Consider the following 23,866-nt stretch of genomic DNA (forward strand, 5'->3'; position numbering starts at 1 on the left):
CTCTTGGTGGAGTTACTTTCGCTCATTGAAGTGCTATTTGATTCGCTACCGCTTAATGAAGTACTGCCACTCTTGCTTGTAGAAGTGCTCTGGCTGTCGCTTGTACTTAATGAATCGCTCTTGGTGGAGTTACTTTCGCTCATTGAAGTGCTATTTGATTCGCTACCGCTTAATGAAGTACTGCCACTCTTGCTAGTAGATTCGCTTAAGCTATCACTGGTGCTTACAGATTCACTCTTAGTTGAGTCGCTTTCACTCATTGAGGTGCTGGTTGATTCGCTATCACTTAAGGAAGCACTGTCGCTCTTACTAGTAGAAGTACTTTGGCTATCACTCGTACTTACGGAATCACTCTTGGTTGAGTTGCTTTCGCTCATTGAAGTACTAGTTGATTCACTATCACTTAATGAAGTACTGCCGCTCTTGCTAGTAGAAGTGCTCTGACTGTCACTAATACTTACGGAGTCACTCTTAGTGGAATCACTTTCACTCATTGAAGTGCTGGTCGATTCACTATCACTCAATGAAATAGAATCACTCTTGCTTGTGGACTCGCTTAAGCTGTCACTGGTACTTACTGATTCACTCTTAGTTGAATTACTTTCACTCATTGAAGTGCTCTTTGATTCACTACCACTCAATGAAGTACTGTTGCTCTTGCTAGTTGAAATACTTTGACTATCACTAGTACTTACAGATCCACTCTTACTTGTCGAGTTCTCGTCACTCATCGAAGTACTGGTTGATTCACTGCCACTTAATGAAGTACTGCCACTCTTACTAGTTGAAGCACTTAAGCTGTCGCTTGTACTTAATGAATCGCTCTTGGTGGAGTTACTTTCGCTCATTGAAGTACTGGTTGATTCGCTACCACTCAATGAAGTGCTGTCACTCTTGCTAGTAGATTCGCTTAAGCTATCACTTGTGCTTACAGATTCACTCTTAGTTGAGTTGCTTTCACTCATTGAGGTACTAGCTGACTCACTGCCACTCTTGCTAGTAGAAGTGCTCTGGCTGTCACTTGCACTTACAGAGTCACTCTTAGTAGAATCGCTTTCGCTCATTGAGGTGCTGTCACTCTTGCTAGTAGATGCACTTAAGCTATCACTAGTACTTACAGATTCGCTCTTAGTGGAATTACTTTCACTCATTGAGGTACTAGCTGATTCACTACCACTCAATGAAACAGAATCACTCTTACTTGTCGAGTTACTTAAGCTTTCACTCGTGCTTAATGAGTCACTCTTGGTTGAGTCGCTTTCACTCACTGAAGTACTAGTTGATTCACTATCACTTAATGAAGTGCTATCACTATTGCTAGTAGATTCGCTTAAGCTATCACTTGTACTTACGGAACCACTCTTGCTTGTCGAGTTTTCATCGCTAGTACTATTGGATTTGCTTTCGCTTATCGAGTTACTCAAGCTATCGCTAGTGCTAATGGAGTCGCTCTTAGTTGAGTTACTTTCACTCACTGAAGTACTGGTTGATTCACTGCCACTTAATGATGTGCTATCACTCTTACTTGTCGAGTTACTCAAACTATCACTAGTACTTACTGATTCACTCTTACTTGTTGAGTCGCTTTCGCTCATTGAAGTGCTGCCACTCTTGCTTGTCGAGTTACTTAAGCTATCACTGGTACTTATAGAGTCACTCTTGGTCGAGTTACTTTCACTGATTGAGGTACTAGTGGATTCACTATCACTTAAGGAAGTGCTGCCACTCTTGCTAGTAGAAGCACTTTGACTATCGCTCAATGAAACAGAATCGCTCTTGCTAGTTGATTCACTTAAACTATCACTGGTACTTACGGAACCGCTCGTACTTGTTGAGTTTTGATCGCTAGTACTAGTAGATTGACTGTCGCTCATTGAAGTGCTGGCGGATTCGCTGTTACTCAATGAAGTACTACCGCTCTTACTTGTTGATTCACTCAAGCTATTGCTTGTACTTATAGATTCACTCTTGCTGGTAGACTCACTCAAGCTATCACTTGTACTTACAGATTCACTCTTACTAGTTGAATTGCTTAGGCTGTCGCTGATACTTACAGAATCGCTGCCACTCTTACTGGTAGAGTTACTCAAACTGTCAATTGTTGAGTCGCTTTCACTTACTGAAGTACTGTCACTTTTACTAGTAGAATCACTTAAACTATCACTGTTACTAGCAATCTTACTCAAGCTATCACTAGTTGAGTCGCTCAAACTATCTACTTGACTTGTAGAAGCACTTTCACTTTCACTGTGACTATCAATTGTACTGGTTGATTGACTATTAGAAGTACTGTGACTATTACTCGTAGCTGTGTTACCAGATCCAAATTGAAGGTAATTTGGCTGATTTTGACCGTTTAATACGGCCTCAATTCTTTCTTCTTCATCAAAATTAACATTGTATAGCACAACTTTCCCAATTTTACCATCTGTACCAATTTCGAAGTTCAAATAACTCGTTGGGTCTGGGAAGGATTCATTCCCAATTATCATTGATACATTTTTAACACTAAACACAGTCCGATTGCTTGCAATTAAACTCTGTGCATTACTTTGAGTTAAATCAAATACAACGTTTTCAGGATCGGTAATGGTAATCGTGCCGGCAGATCCGCCATTATTTACTAGAATAACTGGTTGGCTCCCCGTTGCCTTCAATGACATTTTCCCAGTATCTTCAACGGTGATGTATCCACCATTATTTAAGTAAATTAAACTTTGTGGGTAACTAGTCGTCTTTCCAGATTGATTGTAGGTAACGTTAAGATTACCGCCACTGTTAACCAAGACACTAGAAGAATCGCCAAGGTAAATCAAACCTGGTTGAGAAGAATTTCCAGGATTAATATTTCCATTAGCAATAATATTCATGGAGCCATTAACAGTAATGGCGGTATTACCAAAGGAATAGATGGCTCCGGCCAGGGAACTAGTTGTACTGCTATTATTATTATTCAAAATAATATTTAAAGTAGCACCTGTTTCAACATTAATATTGCCACCCTTGGTGGTAATCCCATAAACAGTACCGTTTCTACTGTTTTCATTAGAACCACCATTATTGTTAGGAATTAGGGTAACGGTAGCACCATGTTCTAACGTAACGTCGCCATTAACGTTGCCACCCTTACTTAATTCGATAACATTATCACTGTAACTAGTCCCAGTGAAATTGGAGTTAGCACCAAAGGTAATTGAACCAGCTTCAATTACCTGTTGACTACCATCTTCCGTTTGAATTGGGGTATTAGAAAATTTATTAGTGTAAGAAGGAACCGACTGAGCGGTAACATTACCGTAGATCGTAACGTCAGTAGGACCACCAGAACCATTTCTTCCGTAAATAAACTGAGCACCAGTGTAATTGACATTATTAACAATGTACGTGGTTGATTGACTCATAAAACCATACCAACATCGGCCATAAATATCTAAATTGTCATATTCAACGGTCGTATTATTAACTCGGCCACTCCAGTTGTTAAAGGTGTAACCCCTTAGATCAATCGTGTAATGGTGCCCGGCGGCTGAACCAATCTTTAAATTCCGTGGGTTTTTAACGTCATTAACAACTTCTTGTCCACTATTAAAGTTCTTTAAATCAGCAAAGTTAATGTCATCATCAATGATGATGTTATTAGCGGTTCCGTTCACGATTTCATCGTATAATTGGTCCGCAGTTGCCACATGAACCGTTGTGGTATCTTGTTGCGATGCTAGTACCACGTTCGGATTAGTGACTGGTTGCTTTTCATTGGTTGAATTTTGGGCACTAGTAGATTGTTGCTCATTTTGACTAGTTAAAGCACTGTTGCTTTCTGACGTTGATGTTGAAACGTTCTGGCTGGTCGATTCACTGTTGTTAGCCAAGACGTTTTCACTGTCTGACAGAACGTTATCAGCCAAAGTCGAAGTACTGTTAGCATCGCTATTCTTATTGCCGCTTAAGTCCTTGATATTAACGGACATGTTGTTGTTTTCACCAATGGTACTTAGAGCTGCTAAAGTACTAGTATTGGGTGTCAAACCGTTGGCTAAGCCCACGTTAATGACTTGGTTTTGTGAATCAACGGTAACGGTAGCGTCTTTTGGAACAACGGCTTTAACTTGGTTATAAACATCGTGGTTAGTTGTCACACTTGCCTTAGTAGAATCGTTCATCTTACTAATGCTACTGCTGTCGCTGTTAAGCTGGGAAGCAGACGTGATCGACTGACTGTTGTCTAAGGCCTTGTTAATAGTGGACTCACTATTAAGCTGTGAACCTGATTGTAAGACTGATGGCTTAAGTTGATCACTAATCGATTGACTAGCAGCTGAAGTCGAATCAACTGAACTAGTACTAGTAGAACCTACTGCTTTACCATTAGTATCAGCCTTAATTGCTTCACTGTCAGAACCAGGGACTGCCTTAGTCGTGTTAGAGTTCTGTTCGGATTGATTCTCAGTCTTAGTCTGATTAATCTTAGTCTGACTGTTGGCCGTCGTCGAACCAGAATCGGAACTAACCTTGTTTTCACTAGTGGAATTAGCAGCGGCCATGGAAGCTGACGTAGATGTGGACAAAGCTTCACTCATACTAGTGGAGATTTGGTCAATCTTAGCTTGCGAATCCACCTGACTTCCGGCTGCAGAAGACGTGGTTTGTGACGTTGATGAAATTGTTGCGGAGTTTTTATTCGGTAAAACATCCGCATCCTTATTTTCTTTACTAGTATTATTGCCACTTGTTGAAACTGAATTAGCTGAAACAGAAGCAATTCCAATGTTAGTACCCAGTAATCCACCAATTAGTGAAATTCCGGCAACCATCCATTGTTTACCAGCTTTATACATTTTGTAATGCGTTCTAGCATCATCTCTTAGTGCTAGACGAATGTTTTGCTTTTTATTTCCTTTCCCTCTCATAAGATCTTTCCCCCTTAAATTTGTGAATAATCTAAATTGAGATGGTCTTACTATATATCCAAATGAAATTATTTAGCCCATATTCCCAATAATGGGACGATTTTTTCACTAAATAACTAAATTTTATCTAAATAAACAAAAACAGCTGAATTTACCGTCAATCCAGTCGTTTTCGTCTCACTTAATATTCACTTTTAATGAACTTTTGGATTCCTTTCCAATAGTCATTTTCATAATTAAAAACGGACTTACTTTGTAAAATTTCTTGTGAAAATTCTGGACAAGTAACCTGATTGGTTATTAAACTATAAGTTTGCTCATAACAGTTATACAGATGACCATCCATGGATCCAGATCCACTTGTATTAATTGCTTGATAAACCTGCTTTAAAAATTTAATTGCTTGATCTGATTGTCGGTTAAGGCAAAAGTTAATCACAAAATCAATCGCAAAGCCCCAGTAAACGTATATTCGGTCTAAATCAGTGCTCTTTAATCCGCTTAAGACCTTCTGTAATACCAGAAAGTCACTATCAATTTTTTTCTTTGGAAATAGGGAGCGCCTCAAATTCAGGTCCAAAACGTTTAAATAGATATCAAAATCAGTTAGGTCATCACAATCTTTAAAGTACTTCTCGTTACTTTTAAAAAACGTGGACACATCCGGCTTTTGTCGCTCCGCAATTTGACTAATGATCTTAGTGTACGTATAGACCTTAAAAAAGGGCGATGCTAGCTGTAACCGGTACTTATCGAGATTATTTAAAATCACTTGAAGTTTACTAGGACTGTAGTCATAAGTATCATAAAAAGAAGCGAGGGCCAGTGTATCGATTAATTCATCCGTTGATGGAGTTAATAATGCCAGAAATTCTTCGTCCGAAATTCCCAATAATTTTTTAATTCCAAAAATATATTCAAATGGGATATCAATCTCATAATTAATCCAACGATAGTAACGTGAAGTACTTAAACCCACTCGATCTAAAAATGAACTTATTTTCACTTTATGTTGCTGAATCAATTCAGCAATTTTCCCCCGGTCCATACTAACGGCAGCGACACTATTTTGTGGAATTTCTTTATTTCGACAATGCAGATCGACATAATATGCGACTCCTAATGAAGGAAGATTCATTTTTATTACCCCGCTAAAGCTATAAAACTATAGACCAGACTAAGAATCACCACGAATACCATAATTACTGAAACAATAATCATAATTACCTTCCCGGTACTTTTAGTATCCGAGGCATCAACAACGTATTTTTTCTCTTCATCAAAACGTAACCTAATATCCTGCTGCAACTCTTTCAATTTAATTTTTGGCATTTTATCACCTGCTTTAAAAACTAATCCACTACTACTTTTTTCGTCGGAACACCTTTTTCCTTTAATTCCTGCAAGAATTTCTCGTTCATATGCACGTCTTGGATATAGGAAATTTCATCCGTCAAAATATCCAACAAATTTTGCTTAACGTTGCCGTCATCATTAAGGGGTGATTCGTCCAAATAGAGGGTGTTATGCGATTTCGATTGCGATAACGCCCACAATTCCACTCCCATGTAACTAATGCCAACCGAATCCTGCGGCGTTAAGTATTTTCCAACCGTATCGGCATAAAATTCATCCAAATTCCTAAACTGTTTTTGGGTCTTTAACGAACCAAAATCTTCAACGGTTACCCAATTTAGCTGCTTTTTGTAAAAATAGAAACACAACGCTGGGACGCCGGCATCATTATAAAAATCGATCCGTTGGGGCTGTCCTTTGGTGTAGATGATGTTGCTGAACTTCTTGCCGTCACTAGCGAATTCTTCGATGTAGTCTAATTCGTCATTTGGAAAAACATAATCAACCTCTTTAACGTGGCGGCGAGTATTCGGCCACAAAATGACGTGTCCAATTGGATTACCATTTACGATGATATTAATCGTGAAATCAGCGTTCATATAGATTTCGGCCCCGTCAACCGTGGGCACCCGGTTAAAAAACAAAAACGCTTTGGGATCCATATCTAAGGTTCGACCAGTAATATAATCGACAACGTTAAAACCACTGATCTGATTTGTTAGTAGGGAATCACGAAAATTAGAGGCTGGCGCTAGCGTAATCACCTGGCCCTTCCTCTTTTGAATTCGGTCTCGTTGGTGTTGCCAAACTGGATTTTGGTCGTTTATTTTATTGGTTAGTTCGTAATGCATCAACAAACTCCTTCCATTTATTCGCAATGACATGATTTTGAAAGGGAGCCATCGAACTGACGGTGGCCCTTTGGACTTTTCCATAATCGGACTTTAATAACCGGTTAATCCCCTTCGCCAAACTATTCACATCAAAATCCACGTTTTTATTGCCCCGTTTGAAATCTTGTAAAAATCCATTGACCCCATCTTTTATCATTTCCATCGCGCCAAAACGGGCTTTGTAGGCAATTACTGGTAATCCGGCACTTAACGCTTCCACCGTGGTTAACCCAAATCCTTCTGAAAATGATGCTGAGACAAAGGCATCATATTTGGGATAAATATCATCTAAATGATGGGATAGCCCCTTTAATTTAATGTAGTCTTCCGCTTTTTCTTTTTTGATGGTTTTCTCAATCAAACCCTTCTCACCACCGGCACCGTAGATATCTAAAGAAACTGCAGTCCCTTGTTTATGTACCTTAGCAACTGCAAGTACTAACATATCAATGTGCTTTTCCCCAGCTAATCGCGAAGCAGTAATTAATTTGAGTGAATGCAATTTTTTAGCTCGCTGTTTTGGTCTGGTTTTGCCAGTCCCTTTGTCATCCACGCCACCAACTGGGATGGTAGTAAATTTCTCTTTTTGATTCGGAAAATCCTTCACTAGATCATCAGTTTGCATTTTGGTGGCACTGATAATGCTGTCGATATTATCAAGGTGCGTTAACGAATATTCGTAGTAGTTATTCCACAGTGGGTAACGGGGATCGTTGCGATCGGACAAATGATCCGCATGGACCACTTCCACCACTTTACTTTGGGGCATCTTGGGATAGAGTAAGGCCGCTTCACTCTCTTCGCCACGATCCAAAAACCAATTGTTAGAGTGGTTATAGGCCCGATCCACTTGTTCAAAAAAGTACCGTTGCAATTGAACTTCATTTGCGAAATAGAACTGCTTGCCATCCTGATTGAAGAGGTGAATATTTTTGATCAGAGTCTCTTTATGACCGTTATCATAAAAGTCAAACGTGACCTTTTTCTCGCCCGTCTTACTGGAGTAAATTTCAATCTTAGACAGACTCATAATTAACAAGTCATGTTTTTTATTAGGAAACTTCACCATGGTTTCAATAATCTTCATCCCCGAAGTCGTCTGGATTTTCAGCATGCGGGTGGTGTTGGTACCATCAATCACCGTTTCGTGTTGATATGGATAGAACTTTTTGACCCCATGCCGTAAATAATCATTTCCTAGCACAAAATATTCGTACATATTGATGACTTGGTCATTTCTTAGATTCCAGGTATCCATGGCTTCGTGTAAATTGTTAATTAATTGCACAAAAATATACCGATATGGCAGTTTCATTTCATCAAAACGACGCGCTCGATAAAACTGCGCATGTTCCACTCCAGAATTACCAATTCCCATGGCACGATTAATAAAAAAATTCATTGGTTGTTTCCTTTTTACTTGTTCTTTCATCATTTCATTCCTTTACTTGGTTAATTTTTGAAAGAGGATAGCCGTACGGTCTGACCTCGGTTGCCATTTTTTTCAGCTGCTCATCTTGATTAATGGCCTCAAACAACTTCTTCATCGCGGCATCAGCTTTAGCTTGATCATTAATTTCACCAGTAGAAAGCCGACAAAAGATCTGGGCCCGATTCGTTTTAACGGGAACCGTCCAGCTCCCGGAATCACGGCGTCCAAGGTAGATATCGAGCTTCTTAGCGTTCGGATATATAAACTTGGTTAACTTCAAATTGAGGCTGACCTTAAAATTCAGATCCTTAAAATTATCGGCTTCGCCTAATATGAGGTATCTAAACGTGATTGACTGGTTTGCTTTCACCACCAACGAGATTTCATATTCGGAAGCGTGCTCTGGATACTCAAAGTCGCCCTCGTGCCCGTTGATGATAATTTCCTTCATAAAATCATGAGATTGATCGTAGATCGTGACCTTAAAGTAAACCGAGTCAACTGGTTTCGCCGTATAATCACTAACGATGTGATACTTGTGTTTCCCCAGTAAGATTGGCAACTCGCCCTGCATTCGCACGTCCTGAAAATTCAATTGTGAGTTCCAAGTATAAATGCTAGTGCCTGGAGACAATAATGGAGATGAATAAGTTACTTCAGTTGGTGAGTATGTGACTTGAGCCCCGTATCGCTCCATTGGATTAAGGTATTTTCCCCACATTAAAACGGTCATTGCTTCCAATTTCTTAACTCCTATCAAACTTTTCCTGCATCAGATTATGGTATTGTCTGACAAACCAATTCACGATCCCATTGGTGTCATCATTATGGCGCCCGATTAACCCCTTACTGATCACCTTTACGGCTTGCTCCTGTTGCTTAAAATAATTAAACAGCTCACCGTAAGCCTCTTTGTCGTAATCATCCTGTTTCATATAGGCGATGGCAAAAATGGTTTTGAAAAAGTCACCGGTCTTAAAATGCTTCCAAAAGTATTGATTAAAATGCTTTTGGGCCGTTTCATCGGTCTTGCCCTCGTGCGTTAGCAACAAATCGAGCGAGGTCAAAAAATCAAACGGCCGGTGCAAGCAGGAGTTTTTAGCGATGGTCCCCAAATTTACGAGGGGTTTTCCCACAATCACGGCGGCGGGCTTTAGGTCAGTTGCGTAGTATAAAGCTGCCGTCGTCCCCATTGAGATTCCCGATAAAACCAGGTCATCGCTAGAAAAATGTAACTTTTCCAGGCACTTTTTAATTGTTATAATTAGTTGTTGTTCCAATTCTTTACTGCCAATGTAGAAGGAACCACCCTCCATCCGCTCATCGGCAATCAACAAATAGGGCGAGGAGCTGATGTTGCTCATCATTCGACCCCCTTCAAAGCCCTCGGCGGTTCGGTATCCACTGAAGTAGACGTTTAGGGGCGGTTTTAAATCACCGGGATTAAAATAGGCCGCAATCTCGCCCTTATAATTCTGCTGGTCAGTCAACGTTTTTGAGCCCACCATGTAAGTTCCGAGATTTAGGCGGCGTCTTCTGACGTGAATTCTTCTCAGCGTAAACGACTCAATTGCACCCTTTAAAAACACCGAAACGTACAAATTAGAACGTTGTTTAGGCGTCTGATAGGTAAAGGGTTGGACTAGGTCGGATCCAGCAATCGTGCACTGTTTAATAACGTTGTCGGTTTGGGCGTCTAAAAAATATAATTTAAACGTCACCTTCCCTGACCCTTGTAGTTTATATTCGGGCCAAAACTCCATTAAGGTGTCGGTATCTTGTTCGAGGGTCATTTGAAAATTAATGGCTTGAACCTGATGCGACAACGTCAAGTGGTCAAAACTGACCTGACCCGAACCGGTTTGGGTAGTGTGAGGCAGTAATTCGGACATAATCTCAACCTTGTCCTTATTCAATCGACTTCCAAACTGACCAGCAAAATAAACTTGTTCAATTAATTTAGTTACTTCATCAGAATCAGTTAAATTGACATTTTGCGCATTTTTATAGTTGAGGGTCTTCTCAATTTCATCCGAAAAGTTTTCGCCCTGCTGGTAAATAATGTTATTAGCGGGAAGCACCTCAATTAACTTCGGCATGATATAAACCAGCGATTGTTTGCCCAGGATAAAAAGCGTGTTGCTGTACTTGGGATTCAACTTTTCATCATCCAAGATGGTTTGTTGCATCTCAAAGACATCCTTAGGATCGTCCAATGAAAAATACTGATACTTAAAGTTGTCATCTAACGTTTTATTTAAATTTAACTTTTGACCACCTAGTTGAATGAGCCCCTTTTTAGCCATGAACTTCACCTCATTTCTTTAAAAATGGCATCAATTCTGGCGACAATCTCTTCGCTAGAAAACCTTTCGATTTTGCTGATATTGGTAACCAATGACTGGTTCCACCGGTCCAAATTATCCAAAAAGTAATTAACCGCCTTTACGAGGTGCAAATCATCTTTGATGATGATTCCATTTTCGTTATCAGTTACATAACCAGTTTGAACCACGTTGATCTGGGGAATGCCGGCGCTAATCGCATTAATCTGCAGATAAGGACTTGGTAACCGATCCAAATCAACCAGAATGCGGGCCTTGTGAATATTTTGCTGGTAGAAGGCTGGGTTGTGATTAGAGTAAATCTGAATCCGATCTAAAGTCTCACTAGCACCAACTAATTGTTCCCAATTAGCCTGCTGCTCCTTTGCCTTCGCCTTTTTTCGTAGTTTGGACGTTAGTTCATGCTCTTTTTTTAGTTTCAGGTACTTTCTGACCCACAGAAAGTCGGCTGATTTTAAGGAAACCGCAAAATACGTCTCGATTTCCGTCGTTATTTCTTGTTCGAGGGTCTTACGCATGTGTTCGTCATTCACGTCAAAAACAATGGCCTTGTCATTACCTTCACTAACCACGCGCAACAGCTTATTTGCTAAACGTCTTACGGTCCTTTCGGGCATCTCGCTAATTTTCCAAAAAATAATTTGTTGCGCCATGCTGTTACTAATCCCCAAGTTAAGGTGCGCAGCGTATGGCGAAACAATTCTTACATTTAAGGGATGCTCCTGATCCCGCCAGGTTCGCTTGATTTTATCGGCAATTAATTGATTGGGCACCAGAATGGCACTGTTCTTGCCAGCTAACTGGGCTAGACCTGACTGATTAATCAAGGTTTGATCGGTTAAAAAACTACCAACTTGATACTCACTTTGTAACTGGTGGGTCAGCGTCAGGCTATCCTTAGTTGGGTTGTCAATGATTTGAATCCCATCATCGGTTTGGACCTGATTGAAATAGTTTTTAGAAACTTCGTTGATTAAGTCCGTTAAATTGGGATAATGCGAGTGCGCAAAGTGCTTTTGAAAGGGTTTCGCAATCTGGACGTAATCATCATGATTGTGATCAATGGTTAAGACCACCTTCGAAAGCGGATTATACAATTGCGTTTCCCTTAGAACTCCCTGACCGTATATCCCTCTTCGAGATAGAAAACCACGAGAATCAAAATAGTCCACCGCAGTTAACTGACCATCCTGATAGTATTCAATGGTACTTAAGACTTTCTCAGCAAAATAGTTCGCCTTGGCATACAATTGATCGTCTCTTAAAAACTGAATTCCGCGTGGTGAATAGACCCGTTCTAAACCACTTGGCAGCGGAATGTCCTCAATCGCGAGCGGCTTGCCAATCTTGATGTGCACATCCTGAATTTCATCCAACGCCTGCCAATACGGAGTGTTTAGCAACCCATACTCATTTAATTGGTACGTCAGCATGGGCAAAAAACTGTTGGTGACTAACGTACAGTCTTCGTCATTATCCTGAAAAATCGCCAGCTGACTAATTATCGTGTTGTAGCCCAGTTGCAGCGTGTAGGGATGCCAATTAGGGATAAAATAAACCATATAGCCTCCTCATAATTAAAAAATACGATAACGATACTTATAGATTAGAGCCCGAACTTCTTGGGAAATGCTGTCTAAAATGGTAATTAAAATAAACAGCGACCCAAATAAAAACGAGAAATTAGTCACAATTGGAAAGTATAAACCGATTACCAGTGGCACTAGGGCAATCAACAGCACATAAATGGTTCCTAAAAAAGACATAATGTTAACCTGTCCGGTCAAATACCGCTCCGTCTCTTTGCCGGGAGCCAGGTTAAAAATATAGTCGCCACTCTCTTTTAATGATTTGGCAATGATGTTGGGTTGAAAGTTCACAAACGCAAATAGATAACTTAAGACCACGGTGATGAGCCCGTAAGAAACGATTCCCTGCCACGTATGATAGGAAAATAAAAGTGAAATTATCTTACTAATTTGAGCGTTGACCCTTAAATTTGACACCACTAACAGCGGAATCGAAAATAATGATAAGGCAAACATGAATGGCATGGCGCCGGAGACCAAGACCTTAATCGGAATGTATGAATCGGTCAGAAAACTGTTTACCCCAATTCTTTCAACGGGGATCCGGTATTCGGCCTCATTGACAAAGACGGTGACGTAAACAAATCCGATAACAATGATGGCGATGACGATCCATCCCAGAACGGAAAAGTTCAGCGGCTTTTTTAACCCCGAATCTAAAACCGTGGGGAGATTTTTGACCAGTCCCGGAATGATAAAGATACTGACTCCACCAATCCCCAGATCCTTATTAACGTCCGCCAGCCAGACAATCAGCATCGATCCAGCTAATAGGACGGTGAAAATGAACCAGAAGAAGGCTTCATCGTTAAATCCCAGAGTCTCTGGGTGATAACGGAGAAATAACTTGGCCATCGCTAACGACTGAAGTGCAGCCAGCACAAAGGTGATTCCCTTTTGCCAGTACCCCGTTGTCTTTTGTGACATTCGACTCGTAGTCTTGTCATCAACGGTGGTAACAACCTGCCATACGATTAAAGCCGTCATGTACGGTCCCAACCCCAAGGCAAACAAACTGGGAACGGTAATTTGACTACCAAAGTTACTAGAAATTAAATTGATATAGGCATTTTGATCTAACGTGCTAGCATAATTTTTTAATTGAAACCCCGGAATTAGGATTAATCCACCTAGTTCAAACAAAGCCAACAAAAAGATTGTAAATGATCCCCGTTTTAACAATTGCCTCACTAAAAAATCTCCTTTTAAACTTATACAAAAATCAAATCAATGGTTCCGTCGTCTTTTTGCACAATTTCTGATAATAATATGTTTCTGAGTACTAATAAATAGATTCGTTCGCGCATATTGTGAAAAGCTCGACGCGCTTCGGTTTGATATTCGTAAATGGGATTATGTTGACCCCAGTTCCGGCTACTAACCGCTAACTTCAACTGTTCCAATGCATCAACCTGGTCGATCCACATCGTATCGATTGATTTTAATAACACTAGTCGTTTGTACTCTAATAATTGATCATCATTTTTAAATTGCTGATAAACCTGCCGTTTTTTGTCATCAATCATCTTTAACAACTGGGCTTTTAAACGCTTTTTGTTTCGCCATTGATTCTTTAATTCGTTTTTATTCGGTAAAAACGAATAATCGATATTGTTATAAATGAAGTTGGTGATATCAAAGTAGTTTTTCCACTGCGGCAAATAATGATCGATGCACGAATTAATCGCCGTATCAATATAAGGATCCAAATCATTCGTTCGCATGGCTGCGTTCCGGGTCTTATAGAGACAATTGCGTTGAGCCTTGACCACTTCGTCAAATTTCAAAATGTTTTGGCGGTCGGAAATTTCACTATTCTTCTGGGTTCCCTGCGATTGATTAATGATGTTCTTAATCCGAGGTTTCTTTAAAGCACTCGTAACGTGATGTTTTACTAACTTTTCCCGGTACTTTTTGACCCACTTGGGAGCATTTTCGGTCACGATTTTATCCTCTAGTGAAACGTAAAACTTCGTATCACCAGGTTCACCCTGCCGACCGGCACGTCCACGTAACTGGTTGTCAATTCGTAAAGAAGACATTCGTTCAGTGCCGAGCACAAATAAACCACCATTTTTAATGGCCTGCTCCGAGAGCTTAATGTCAGTACCCCGGCCTGCCATTGAAGTCGCTACGGTAATCGAGTCCGTCTTCCCGGCATCGGCAATGATCCGACTCTCTTTTGGAGCACTATTAGCGTTTAACACGTTGTGCGGAATTCCTAGTGACAATAAGATGTGTGAATATAACTTTGACATTGAGACCGACCCCGTCTCAATCAGGATGGGTCGATGCAACGCCCGCATCTTCTGGACCTCTTTTAGTGAAGCCATGATCTTATCCTCGTTGGTCGCATAAATCTGATCAGGGTGGTCTTTTCGCATGATTTTCTCGTTAGTCGGAATGACAAACGTATTTAACCGATACGTTTCACGAAATTCGTCAGCGTCGGTCTTGGCCGTTCCGGTCATCCCGGAAAGTCGGGTAAACAGTCGAAATAAGTTTTGGTAGGTAATACTAGCTAAGGCGCGACTATCATCACTGATTTTAACGTGTTCTTTCGCTTCCAAAGCCTGGTGAAGGCCGGATTGTAGTTTGGTGCCGTACAATTTTCGTCCGTTCATCTTATCCAGTAGAACAATCTCGTTGTTTTCCACTACATAGTTACGATTTCTGACAAACAGGCACTTCGCTTTCAGCGCCAAATTCAAGTGCTGGTATAATTCATGGGCCTTGGGTGCGAGTAAATCGGAAACTCCGGCGTACTCCTCTAAGTTATCGATCCCCGTTTCAGTGAGCCAGACCTTTTTACCATCCTCGGATTTTTGAAAGTCAACGTCTTCTTCGAGCTGCTGAATCATGTTTTCACACAGCTGATACAAATTCGATTGCACGTTGGGTGCACCAGAGACAATCAAAGGCGTTTGGGCCTGGTCCAATAAAATGGAATCAATCTCATCAATTAAGGCAAATTCCAGGTGCTTAATGTGCTGGTTTTCGGGCTTAATCGCTAAATTGTCAAACAAGTAATCAAATCCCAGACTACTGTGGGTGGTGTAGACGATGTCTGAACTGTAGATCTTTTTTAAATTCCGACTGGCATCGTCACCATCTTCTTCTGGCACTCCACTAGCAATCGTCAACCCAAGCCAACGGTAGACCTGACCGATTTCTTTCGCGTCACGTCTGGCTAAGTACGAATTCGCCGTGATTAAAAAGACCCCTTTGCCCGCAAGTCCATGCAAATACATGGGCATTGTCGCGGTTAACGTTTTCCCTTCACCGGTTTTCATTTCAGCGATGTTGCCAAAGTTTAAAACGACGGCACCTAAAATTTGCGTATAATACGGCGATAATCCTAAAACCCGGCGGTCAGCTTCACACACGGTCGCGTAGGCTTCCACAATCAAACTATCGAGCTTAGCGCCATTCTTTAATTGGGCCCTTAAGTACTTCGTTTGTTGTTTCAACCTGGAATCGGAAAAATACTTCAGTTCATTGACGCGCTTTTGCACTTTTAGAGCGATTTTCTTATATTTATGCATTAATTCTAGATGCGGACTCCTTTCGTCAAAAATATTTTTCGTTCATTAATAAAAAACTTTTATTTAACTCGGTGCTTTAAGTCACGAAGAGCCAAAGCTAAAGCGGAACCAATGAAGCCCAGTCCAACGAGCCCTAAGAAAGTAGAAGTCTTTTGCCCAGTTTGTGGTAAAACGTGCTTGTTTTTCTTAACGCTCTTTTGGTTTGATTGATTAGTTGCTTGAGAAACTTGCTTACCTTGATGTTTCATAGTCATTTGGTGTCCAGCATTAGTGCTTGAAGGTTGATTTTGATGGCTTTGTAAAGCAGGAGTGATGGCTTGCTTGCCACTGTTATTAGGTTCATTAGCGTTATTCATTGGTTGATTTGATTGGTTAGAAGCAGTCGGTTGCTGACCTTCGTTACTAGGCATTGTTGGAGTTTGATCCGAACGCTTTGAAACGTTGTCACCATGATTGTCTGGAGTTACAGATGATCCACCGTTATCTGACGGTTGATTTGGAGTAACTTGACTACCACCGTTCTCATTTCCACCTTGGTTATCCGGTGTACTTGGGTTTTTACCATTGTCACTATTGTTTCCACCATTGTTATCGGGATTGGTTTCAGGATTAGATGGATGGTTCTCACCACCGTTGTTTCCGGGTTCATCAGGGTTGGTAGCGTTCTTAGCCAAAACTGTTACTGGTACGTAGAAGGTCTTGCCGTTTGAGGCCGAAATGGCAACCTGGTACTGACCCGGTACTTGGTTATTAACCTTAGATGTGTCAATTTTGGTAATCGTTGCGGGAGTTCCATCTTCGTTTGTGGCACTAGCGCCATAAGCTGCGGCGTCGGTTGGAACGTCGTCGCCGGTATAGATTGAAATGCCGTGAGCGGTAATGTTGGCTTGGTTAGCTAGAACGGTAACCGGAACAAAGAATGTCCTGCCATTTGAGGCCGAAATTGCGACTTGATACTGTCCGGGTACTTGGTTGTTAACTTTCGAAGTATCAATCTTAGTAATCGTTGCGGGTGTGCCGTCTTCGTTTGTGGCACTGGCACCGTAAGCAGCTGGGTCCGTTGGCACGTTGTCGCCAGCATAAATGGAAATGCCGTGGGCAGTGATGTTAGCTTGATTTGCTAAAACGGTGACCGTAACCGTCATGCTTTGACCATTTGAAGCCGTAATAGTTACTGGATATTTACCAGGAACCTGATTATTTACTTTGGAAGTATCGATTTTAGTAATGGCGGCTTTAGTGCCATCTTCGTTGGTAGCTCCAGCGTTATAAGCCGCAGCATCAGTTGGAACAGCGTCACCAGCGTAGATCGTAATTCCTTGAGCATGAATTGAAGATTCATCTTTAACTGGATTACCCCAAATCCATGTTCCGGGATGTGCCTCACCGTCAGTTAATTGGTCTGAAGACAAGGCGTTCTGACCGGGAATCACGTGGCCATTGGCGTCAACTTGAACCCAACCAGCGTATTGACTAGGAACCGCTGACAAATGGGAATCCAACAAACCAGTTTCATCGCCCAACTTGAGCTCACTTAAACTTTTATCGTTTGCCAGCATGTCAGTCGTGTTAGTGGTCTGGGTATCAAAGTTAGAAAGGTCCAAACTTTTAAGGTTAGAGCAGTTGGCAAACATGTTACTCATCGACGTCACGTTACTGGTATCCCAATTGGTAATTCCACTTAGGTCCGTGATGCTTTGATCACCGTTAAACATGTAACTCATGTCAGTTGCTTTACTAGTATTCAGGTTTGAAAGACCCTTGATGTTGAAACCGTCAGTTAAAACACCGGTTCCACAGAACATGTATGCCATATCAGTCACATTACTAGTATTAAAACTACTTACATCTAATCCTTCCAATCGATAAGTTGATTGGAACATGCTGTGCATTACTTGAGCACTATTAGTATTTAGCTTGTTTATACCGTAGATACGCTTCAAAAATTGATCATCTTTAAACATGTTATAGAATCTAGTTACCTTTGATGTATCAATGCCACCAAGGTTTACATATTCAAGTTTAGTTCCATGAATTCCATCCAAACCAGCGTCGGTATAAAACATAGCATCCATGTCGGTCACATTACTGGTATTCATTCCCGTCAAATCAACCGACTTAAGTGCATGGTTGTCTAAGAACATATTGGTCATTTTGGTACAGTTCGAGGTGTCAAGGTTGTACAAGTTTTGATAATCTTGAACACCACTCCAATAAGCGAAGAGACCGTTAGCGTCATCAACAATTACCTTGGAATTAAAGACAACGTGTTGAACTTGTTTATAATTTTCTTGCAACCAACTATCAAGTTGAAACTCATTGCCTAAATCTCCACCGTCATTAAAAGAGAGTGTTCTAGTTTGGGCATCATAAACATACTTAGCAGAACCCCAGGTTCCCTGTTGCGTCTGGTCAGCCAACTGAACATTTTTGACTGGTTGAGCGTTAAATTGAACTGCTTGGTTATTTTGAATGGATTTAGTTGGTACATTAGCTTGGTCATCAGACATTTTAGTGGCATTTTGCTTCGAAATCGTTGGAGCAACGGCCGTTTTATTTTGGTCAACCTGTGGTTGGTCAATCTTGACTGGATTAGTTTGCTTCTTCACATCCTGGTTATCAGCGTTTTGATTGGTAGCTTTTTGATCGGTTACTTGTGATTTGTCAGGCTGAGCGTTTGAAGCATCAGTCGTTTGATTATTAGTCTGTGATTGGTCCTGTTTAGCAGGATTGGCAGTTGATTGACCATCATTTTGCTGGTCATTTGATTGCGCAACTGCTGGTTGATCGTTACCGTTTTGGTTTTGTGCTGATGGAGTAACGGTGTTCTTTTGAGTCGTTTGTGATTCCGCTTGCGCATTAGTTGCTGCAGGTTGACTTGATTGGTCATCTGGCTGCTGCTCGTTAGCAGTCGGTGCTTTATCAACCTGAGTTTGATTATTAGTTGTCGTTGGGTCAGCTTTAGTAGCATTTACAGGAACTGCGCTACCTGCTGCTTGTGCATCGGTTTTCACATTATTTGTAGCCGGTTGAGCGGTGGTATCAGCACTTACTCCGACGGCTAAACCAGACACGGTAGCAAAGGTCACCAGCCCAGCGACCATCCACCGCTTTCCAGCTTTATACATTTTGAAATGTTTCTTTGGATTACTTAACATAAAAACTCCTCCCACTCCATTTAAAAACACGCTTTGTGAAATAATAATAATTACAATAACGGCCGTTAAGGTCCATTGCCAATCAAGTAATTAATTAATACTTCACAAGAATAACGTGGTTTGAACAAAATTCACGAAGTATTTTATGAACAATTTATTAAAAATTAAAATAATAGACGGAACAATTCGTAGAGTGGCAATAATTTGAGTACATCATCACAATTTAGATGGTTTTAAAATATATGTTACATAATATAATATTTGTAACTTTTAGTGTTGCTTGTAGGTAATTTGTGAAAAATAATTATGTGATTTCCATAATAATTTAATAATAATTATTCGGTTATAATCGCCGTCTGGTGTGCAATTTCTCTGATTATAATTTTTATTCCATGATAAAAATTGATGTATCACAACATTATTAGCAATTCAAATATGAGAACAAAAACAAAAAGAGTTCACTATCATTTTTGGTAGTGAGCTCTTGAAGTTGTTATAAACGATCCTAAGGACTGGTAAAATAAATATATACTATGTGATGGGTGATGTGAACGTGACTAAACCAATTATCAGAAATACCTACGATGCATTGATTATCTTGTTAGCAATTATCTCCATTGTGCTGACCGTTCTTCAGTTCTTAAATAAGCTTAATCTTGACGCTGAACCATACGTGGCTATTGACGATGCCATCTGGTTAATTTTCACCGTCGACTACTTCGGTAGTCTCTTGCTTTCCAAACAAAAATGGCAGTACGTAAAAACTCATCTGTTTGATTTACTCGCAATCATTCCATTTGGGTACGGCTTATCCTTCTTCAAAATCTCTCGGGTAACCCGATTAATCCGCATCTTCCGACTTTTCAGGGTCGCGGGTGTCCTTGGCAAATTCAAAGAACGAATCGAACGGTTTCTTAAAACCAACGGCTTTATTTACCTATTACTCATATGTACGATTATTATCTTACTGTCAGCCGGCCTCTATTCCATCGTCGAAAACACGTCGCTCACTAACTCGATCTGGTGGGCCATCGCGACTACCACAACCGTTGGTTACGGTGATATTAGTCCTAAGACCGAAATTGGGAAGGGAATTGCCGTGGTTTTGATGTTAGTGGGCATTAGTTTTGTGGGAATGTTGACGAGTACCCTCACCACCTTTTTTTCAAAAGAAACCAACCCATCACCCGTTTCAGAAGCAGACGAGATTCGCAAGTTCAAAAAGTTGATGAATGATCACATCATTACCAAAGAAGAGTTTGAACAAAAGAAGCGAGAATTGTTGAGAAGGTAGCACATTTTTATCATCAAAAATAAATTAATTTATCATTATATACAATGAAGTAGAGAAAGTGTTTTAACTGCTTCCATACTAGTGTATTGTAGTAAATGTAGTAAGGAGGTGATGACTATGGCCTCTAAAAACAACAAAAGACTTAGATTAACGGCATTTGAAATCAGCTTCAAATTACCTTCTCTAAGTCTCACATTTGTCTTTAGTATTAAATAGTCAACCATAGGGAGCGATTTACGCTCGCCCCTTACTACATTTTTAGTATAACACACTATCACCAATTAAATATGGGAGGTATGACATGAAAACGAGAGAATGGAAAATTGGAAAGCACATAATCATCACGATGACACCACATCGGCCAACGTATAAAGACTGGCTCGGATTAGCCTTAATCGTCTTCATCATCGCTTTGATTATTTGGTGGCTCGTTTAACTCCAAACTGAATATAATTAAACCAGCGCTTTACGCGCTGGTTTTTATTTATTGAAATAAAATCAACTCACATAATTATCATTTTTTACTTAAAACAATTGTATTATAAAAGTCCTTATAGTATTATCAATTATGCAAAATAATTTATAAGCAGAAAGGACTTATGTTATGAGTAAATTTATTAAACATAATAATTGTAAGGTATCAAAAGATGATCGTCATCAGTCGCACGTGAATCCAGCAAGGCTACATAAACGTTGGCTAAGGATTACTACTAGAAGCGCTTTGGTAGCGTCGGGAGTGTTTGCAGTAGGAGTATTCAACAATGCTGCTAGTGCAAACGTCCAGACGCAACCCAATAGTCAACAACAAAATGGCACGTCTAATGCCATTTCAACTGATCAAAACCAGGTCAACTATGACAAGACGGCTGTAAACACCGACCAAAAGAACGTCGACTCCGACTCTCAAGCCATAAGTAATCAACAGGGTGTGGTGAATAAGGACCAAGCTGCCGTTGACCAGGCCCAAAAAGAAGCGGCCGGTGCCACTCCCGAAAACATCAAAAAGACTCAGGACCAAATTAATCAGACCGATAACGACATTAAAAAGGACCAAAGTCAAGTTGATAACGATCAAAAAGCCGAAAATGATGCCCAGGCGACCGTGGAGAAAGATGAGAAGAACGCTGATAATACTCAACAGGATCAAAACCAAGCCCAAAATGACGTTAACAACGACCAGAATCAGTTAAACCACGATACTGACGCGCAAAATCAGGCGCAAAGTGCCGTTGACAACAACAAACAGAGCACCAAGGACGCCCAACAAAAACAAGACCAGGCTAAGCAACAAAAAGCGGATACCCAGACCACGCTCGACAACCTAGACAAGTGGCAAGCCGCCACCAAGAAAAAACATGACGAGGCTGAAAACAACGTTAAGCACGACCAAGATGCCGTCAACAAAACGAACCAGGACATTAGTAACGCACAAGATAACATTAGTTCGTGGAATTCGACCCTTAGTGACGCGCAAAGTACCTTAAACGACGAGAAACAGTCCGAGAGTGCCTTTGAGCAAAGTATTCACATTCCCGCTGGCATGACCTTACAGGGTTTTCAGCAGTGGAAGCAACAACATCCAAACGAAAACGCCTCCGACTGGTTCAACCAGTTTGATAATGCGGCAATGGCCGCCAACCACTATCAACCGAGCGACATTGCGAAACAGGATTATGTCCAGGTCGGGACTAACAGTAACGGCCAGGAAACCCCGCAATTCACCAATAATCAAAAACTCGAAATGGCAGAATACGTCCAATGGCTCATTAATCAAATCCACAAACAGTTTGGTACCACGGACATTGCAATCGGTGGTTATAGTATGGACTACTTTATTGACAACTTGATGAACGCTTATAACCAAGATGATTGGAACATTAGTAACAAAAATGGTTATGACGTCAACGCCATCAACAACTTGGCAGCCAAGTATGGGCTGAAAGTTTACCCCGGAGCGGACGGTTATGAAATCGTTACCCCTGGTGACATGACCTTTGACAATTACACCACCATGGATACCATCTACTCCAAACTTTACAGTATAATTATGAACTTGCTGTTTAATGACAGTCAGGAATCGGATGCCCACGAGATGAGTCTTTTAGGTCTCGACCCGCAGACCGGAAACGTCAATAATGACAAGTACCTTGGCATCGGCGTTGATAACTATGGTCAAGTTCACTTGGTCTTGATTAGCCCAAGTCAAATTCAGGATTCGACTAAGTTTAGTGTAACTGATACAGGTATCGTGACTCCCGAAACACTGGAACGCCAAATTGATGACACGCTCGAATTAATCTCAGATTATAAAGGAGCAATCAAACGTAATCAACAAATTCTAGAAAACTCACAAAACAAGCTGGGACGCTTGACCAATCAATTAGGTAACGATGAAAAGCAAGTTACCCAGTATAATCCAGATAAATGGTCCGCCAACATTCACAAGGCCAAGACCGAAATCAACGACTTAAACAATCAGATTGCCCAGCAGCAACAGACCATCGACCATAACAACGCCGCCCTTCCTGGTCTACAGAACAAGTTAGCTCAGGCCAAACAACGGGTCGCAAACGACGCCAACCAACTCCATAACGATCAAAACCAGTTACAAAAGGCAACGGCCGCAAACGAACAGGCCCAAAGTGATTTAGACAAGGCCACCCAGGACCTCATCAATAAACAAAAAGCTCTTGAAAAAGCAGAAAAGCAACTGCAAGATGACCAAGCAAAGCTGGCTTCTTTACAAAAACAACTGATTAATTACCAAAATGAGGCCAATAACTTAGCGAACGCCAAAGCTAAACTAGCCAACGATAAGGCGAAGTTAGCCGACCTAGAAAAACAAGCGGCAGCGGATCAGGCCGCTTTAGACAAGGCTAAGAGTGACCTAGCAAAGGACCAAGCCGAATTGGCTCATGACGAGCAGGCTGCTAACCAAGCTAGTGGTCAAAACACGACCAAAAAGGCGCACGCTCAAATCATCAACCACGCCATTGACCGCGCCCAACGGATCACGAAACCACGGACAGCTTACATCAACCACACGGAAACAGTTCAGCCTGAAAGCGTCCAGACCAACGTGTCCGGTATAACCCCGTTGACTGAAATTAAGGATCGCATCAGTAATCAGGCTGGTGCTCGTTTAACCACCTCACCGCTTACTTATCGTCAATCTGTCAAGGTTGATAAGCTGACAAGTAAGAAGCAGGGAACTTCAAACGTGACCCTACCTCAAACCGGTCAATCAAATATTAGTTGGTTGTCAATCGTTGGACTTCTTACAGCTCTGATGGGAATCTTCGGATTGGCTGACAAGCGCAATAAATACCTCAAATAATCTTTCACAC

14 protein-coding genes are annotated in these 23,866 nt (G+C 41.0%); 3 read left to right on the forward strand and 11 right to left on the reverse strand.

The features are described 5' to 3' along the window. From AC6UDB_RS06720 to AC6UDB_RS06770, 11 genes are all read right to left on the reverse strand, one after another. Nucleotides 1-4,907 (reverse strand): KxYKxGKxW signal peptide domain-containing protein (locus tag AC6UDB_RS06720; protein ID WP_500709509.1); only part of this gene is annotated, 4,907 nt, incomplete at its 3' end. Between the two features lie 181 nt (nt 4,908-5,088). Next, nucleotides 5,089-6,045, reverse strand: coding sequence for a helix-turn-helix domain-containing protein (locus AC6UDB_RS06725; protein ID WP_500709510.1), 957 nt, complete (start codon nt 6,043-6,045; stop codon nt 5,089-5,091). Between the two features lie 5 nt (nt 6,046-6,050). Beyond that, nucleotides 6,051-6,239 carry a hypothetical protein gene (locus AC6UDB_RS06730; protein WP_500694576.1) on the reverse strand — a complete coding sequence of 63 codons (189 nt, stop codon included), beginning with the start codon at nt 6,237-6,239 and terminating at the stop codon, nt 6,051-6,053. Between the two features lie 20 nt (nt 6,240-6,259). Beyond that, a complete protein-coding gene (locus tag AC6UDB_RS06735) occupies nt 6,260-7,114 on the reverse strand; it encodes a hypothetical protein (protein WP_500709511.1) in 855 nt (284 codons plus the stop codon). Continuing rightward, the gene (locus AC6UDB_RS06740; protein WP_500709512.1) at nt 7,092-8,558 is read right to left on the reverse strand and encodes a glycosyltransferase; all 1,467 of its coding nucleotides are present in this window, start codon (nt 8,556-8,558) and stop codon (nt 7,092-7,094) included. Before AC6UDB_RS06740 ends, AC6UDB_RS06735 begins: the two co-directional genes overlap by 23 nt. Nucleotides 8,559-8,592: 34 nt before the next feature. Then, the gene (gene asp3 / locus AC6UDB_RS06745) at nt 8,593-9,321 is read right to left on the reverse strand and encodes an accessory Sec system protein Asp3 (protein ID WP_500709526.1); all 729 of its coding nucleotides are present in this window, start codon (nt 9,319-9,321) and stop codon (nt 8,593-8,595) included. A gap of 13 nt (nt 9,322-9,334) precedes the next feature. Continuing rightward, the gene (gene asp2 / locus AC6UDB_RS06750) at nt 9,335-10,894 is read right to left on the reverse strand and encodes an accessory Sec system protein Asp2 (protein ID WP_500709513.1); all 1,560 of its coding nucleotides are present in this window, start codon (nt 10,892-10,894) and stop codon (nt 9,335-9,337) included. 5 nt (nt 10,895-10,899) lie between these two features. After that, entirely contained in the window at nt 10,900-12,495 is a 1,596-nt protein-coding gene (gene asp1 / locus AC6UDB_RS06755; RefSeq protein ID WP_500709514.1) for an accessory Sec system protein Asp1, read from the reverse strand. 15 nt (nt 12,496-12,510) lie between these two features. Then, the gene (locus tag AC6UDB_RS06760; RefSeq protein ID WP_500709515.1) at nt 12,511-13,713 is read right to left on the reverse strand and encodes an accessory Sec system protein translocase subunit SecY2; all 1,203 of its coding nucleotides are present in this window, start codon (nt 13,711-13,713) and stop codon (nt 12,511-12,513) included. 20 nt (nt 13,714-13,733) lie between these two features. Continuing rightward, nucleotides 13,734-16,067 (reverse strand): accessory Sec system translocase SecA2, encoded by a 2,334-nt coding sequence (gene secA2, locus AC6UDB_RS06765; protein WP_500709516.1) that lies wholly within the window; start codon nt 16,065-16,067, stop codon nt 13,734-13,736. A 59-nt stretch (nt 16,068-16,126) separates the two neighbouring features. Continuing rightward, nucleotides 16,127-19,225, reverse strand: a complete 3,099-nt coding sequence (locus AC6UDB_RS06770) for a BspA family leucine-rich repeat surface protein (RefSeq protein ID WP_500709517.1) — start codon at nt 19,223-19,225, stop codon at nt 16,127-16,129. Between the two features lie 553 nt (nt 19,226-19,778). Between AC6UDB_RS06770 and AC6UDB_RS06775 the strand changes: the two genes are divergently transcribed. From AC6UDB_RS06775 to AC6UDB_RS06785, 3 genes are all read left to right on the forward strand, one after another. Next, nucleotides 19,779-20,519 carry an ion channel gene (locus AC6UDB_RS06775; RefSeq protein WP_500709518.1) on the forward strand — a complete coding sequence of 247 codons (741 nt, stop codon included), beginning with the start codon at nt 19,779-19,781 and terminating at the stop codon, nt 20,517-20,519. Between the two features lie 301 nt (nt 20,520-20,820). After that, nucleotides 20,821-20,955: a hypothetical protein gene (locus AC6UDB_RS06780; protein WP_500699666.1), complete on the forward strand. Its 135-nt coding sequence runs from the start codon at nt 20,821-20,823 to the stop codon at nt 20,953-20,955. A 168-nt stretch (nt 20,956-21,123) separates the two neighbouring features. After that, complete coding sequence (locus AC6UDB_RS06785; protein WP_500709519.1) at nt 21,124-23,856, forward strand: LPXTG cell wall anchor domain-containing protein; 2,733 nt, start codon at nt 21,124-21,126, stop codon at nt 23,854-23,856. Nucleotides 23,857-23,866: the final 10 nt, after the last annotated feature.

It is taken from the genome of Fructilactobacillus sp. X3R2C1 (assembly GCF_059901235.1).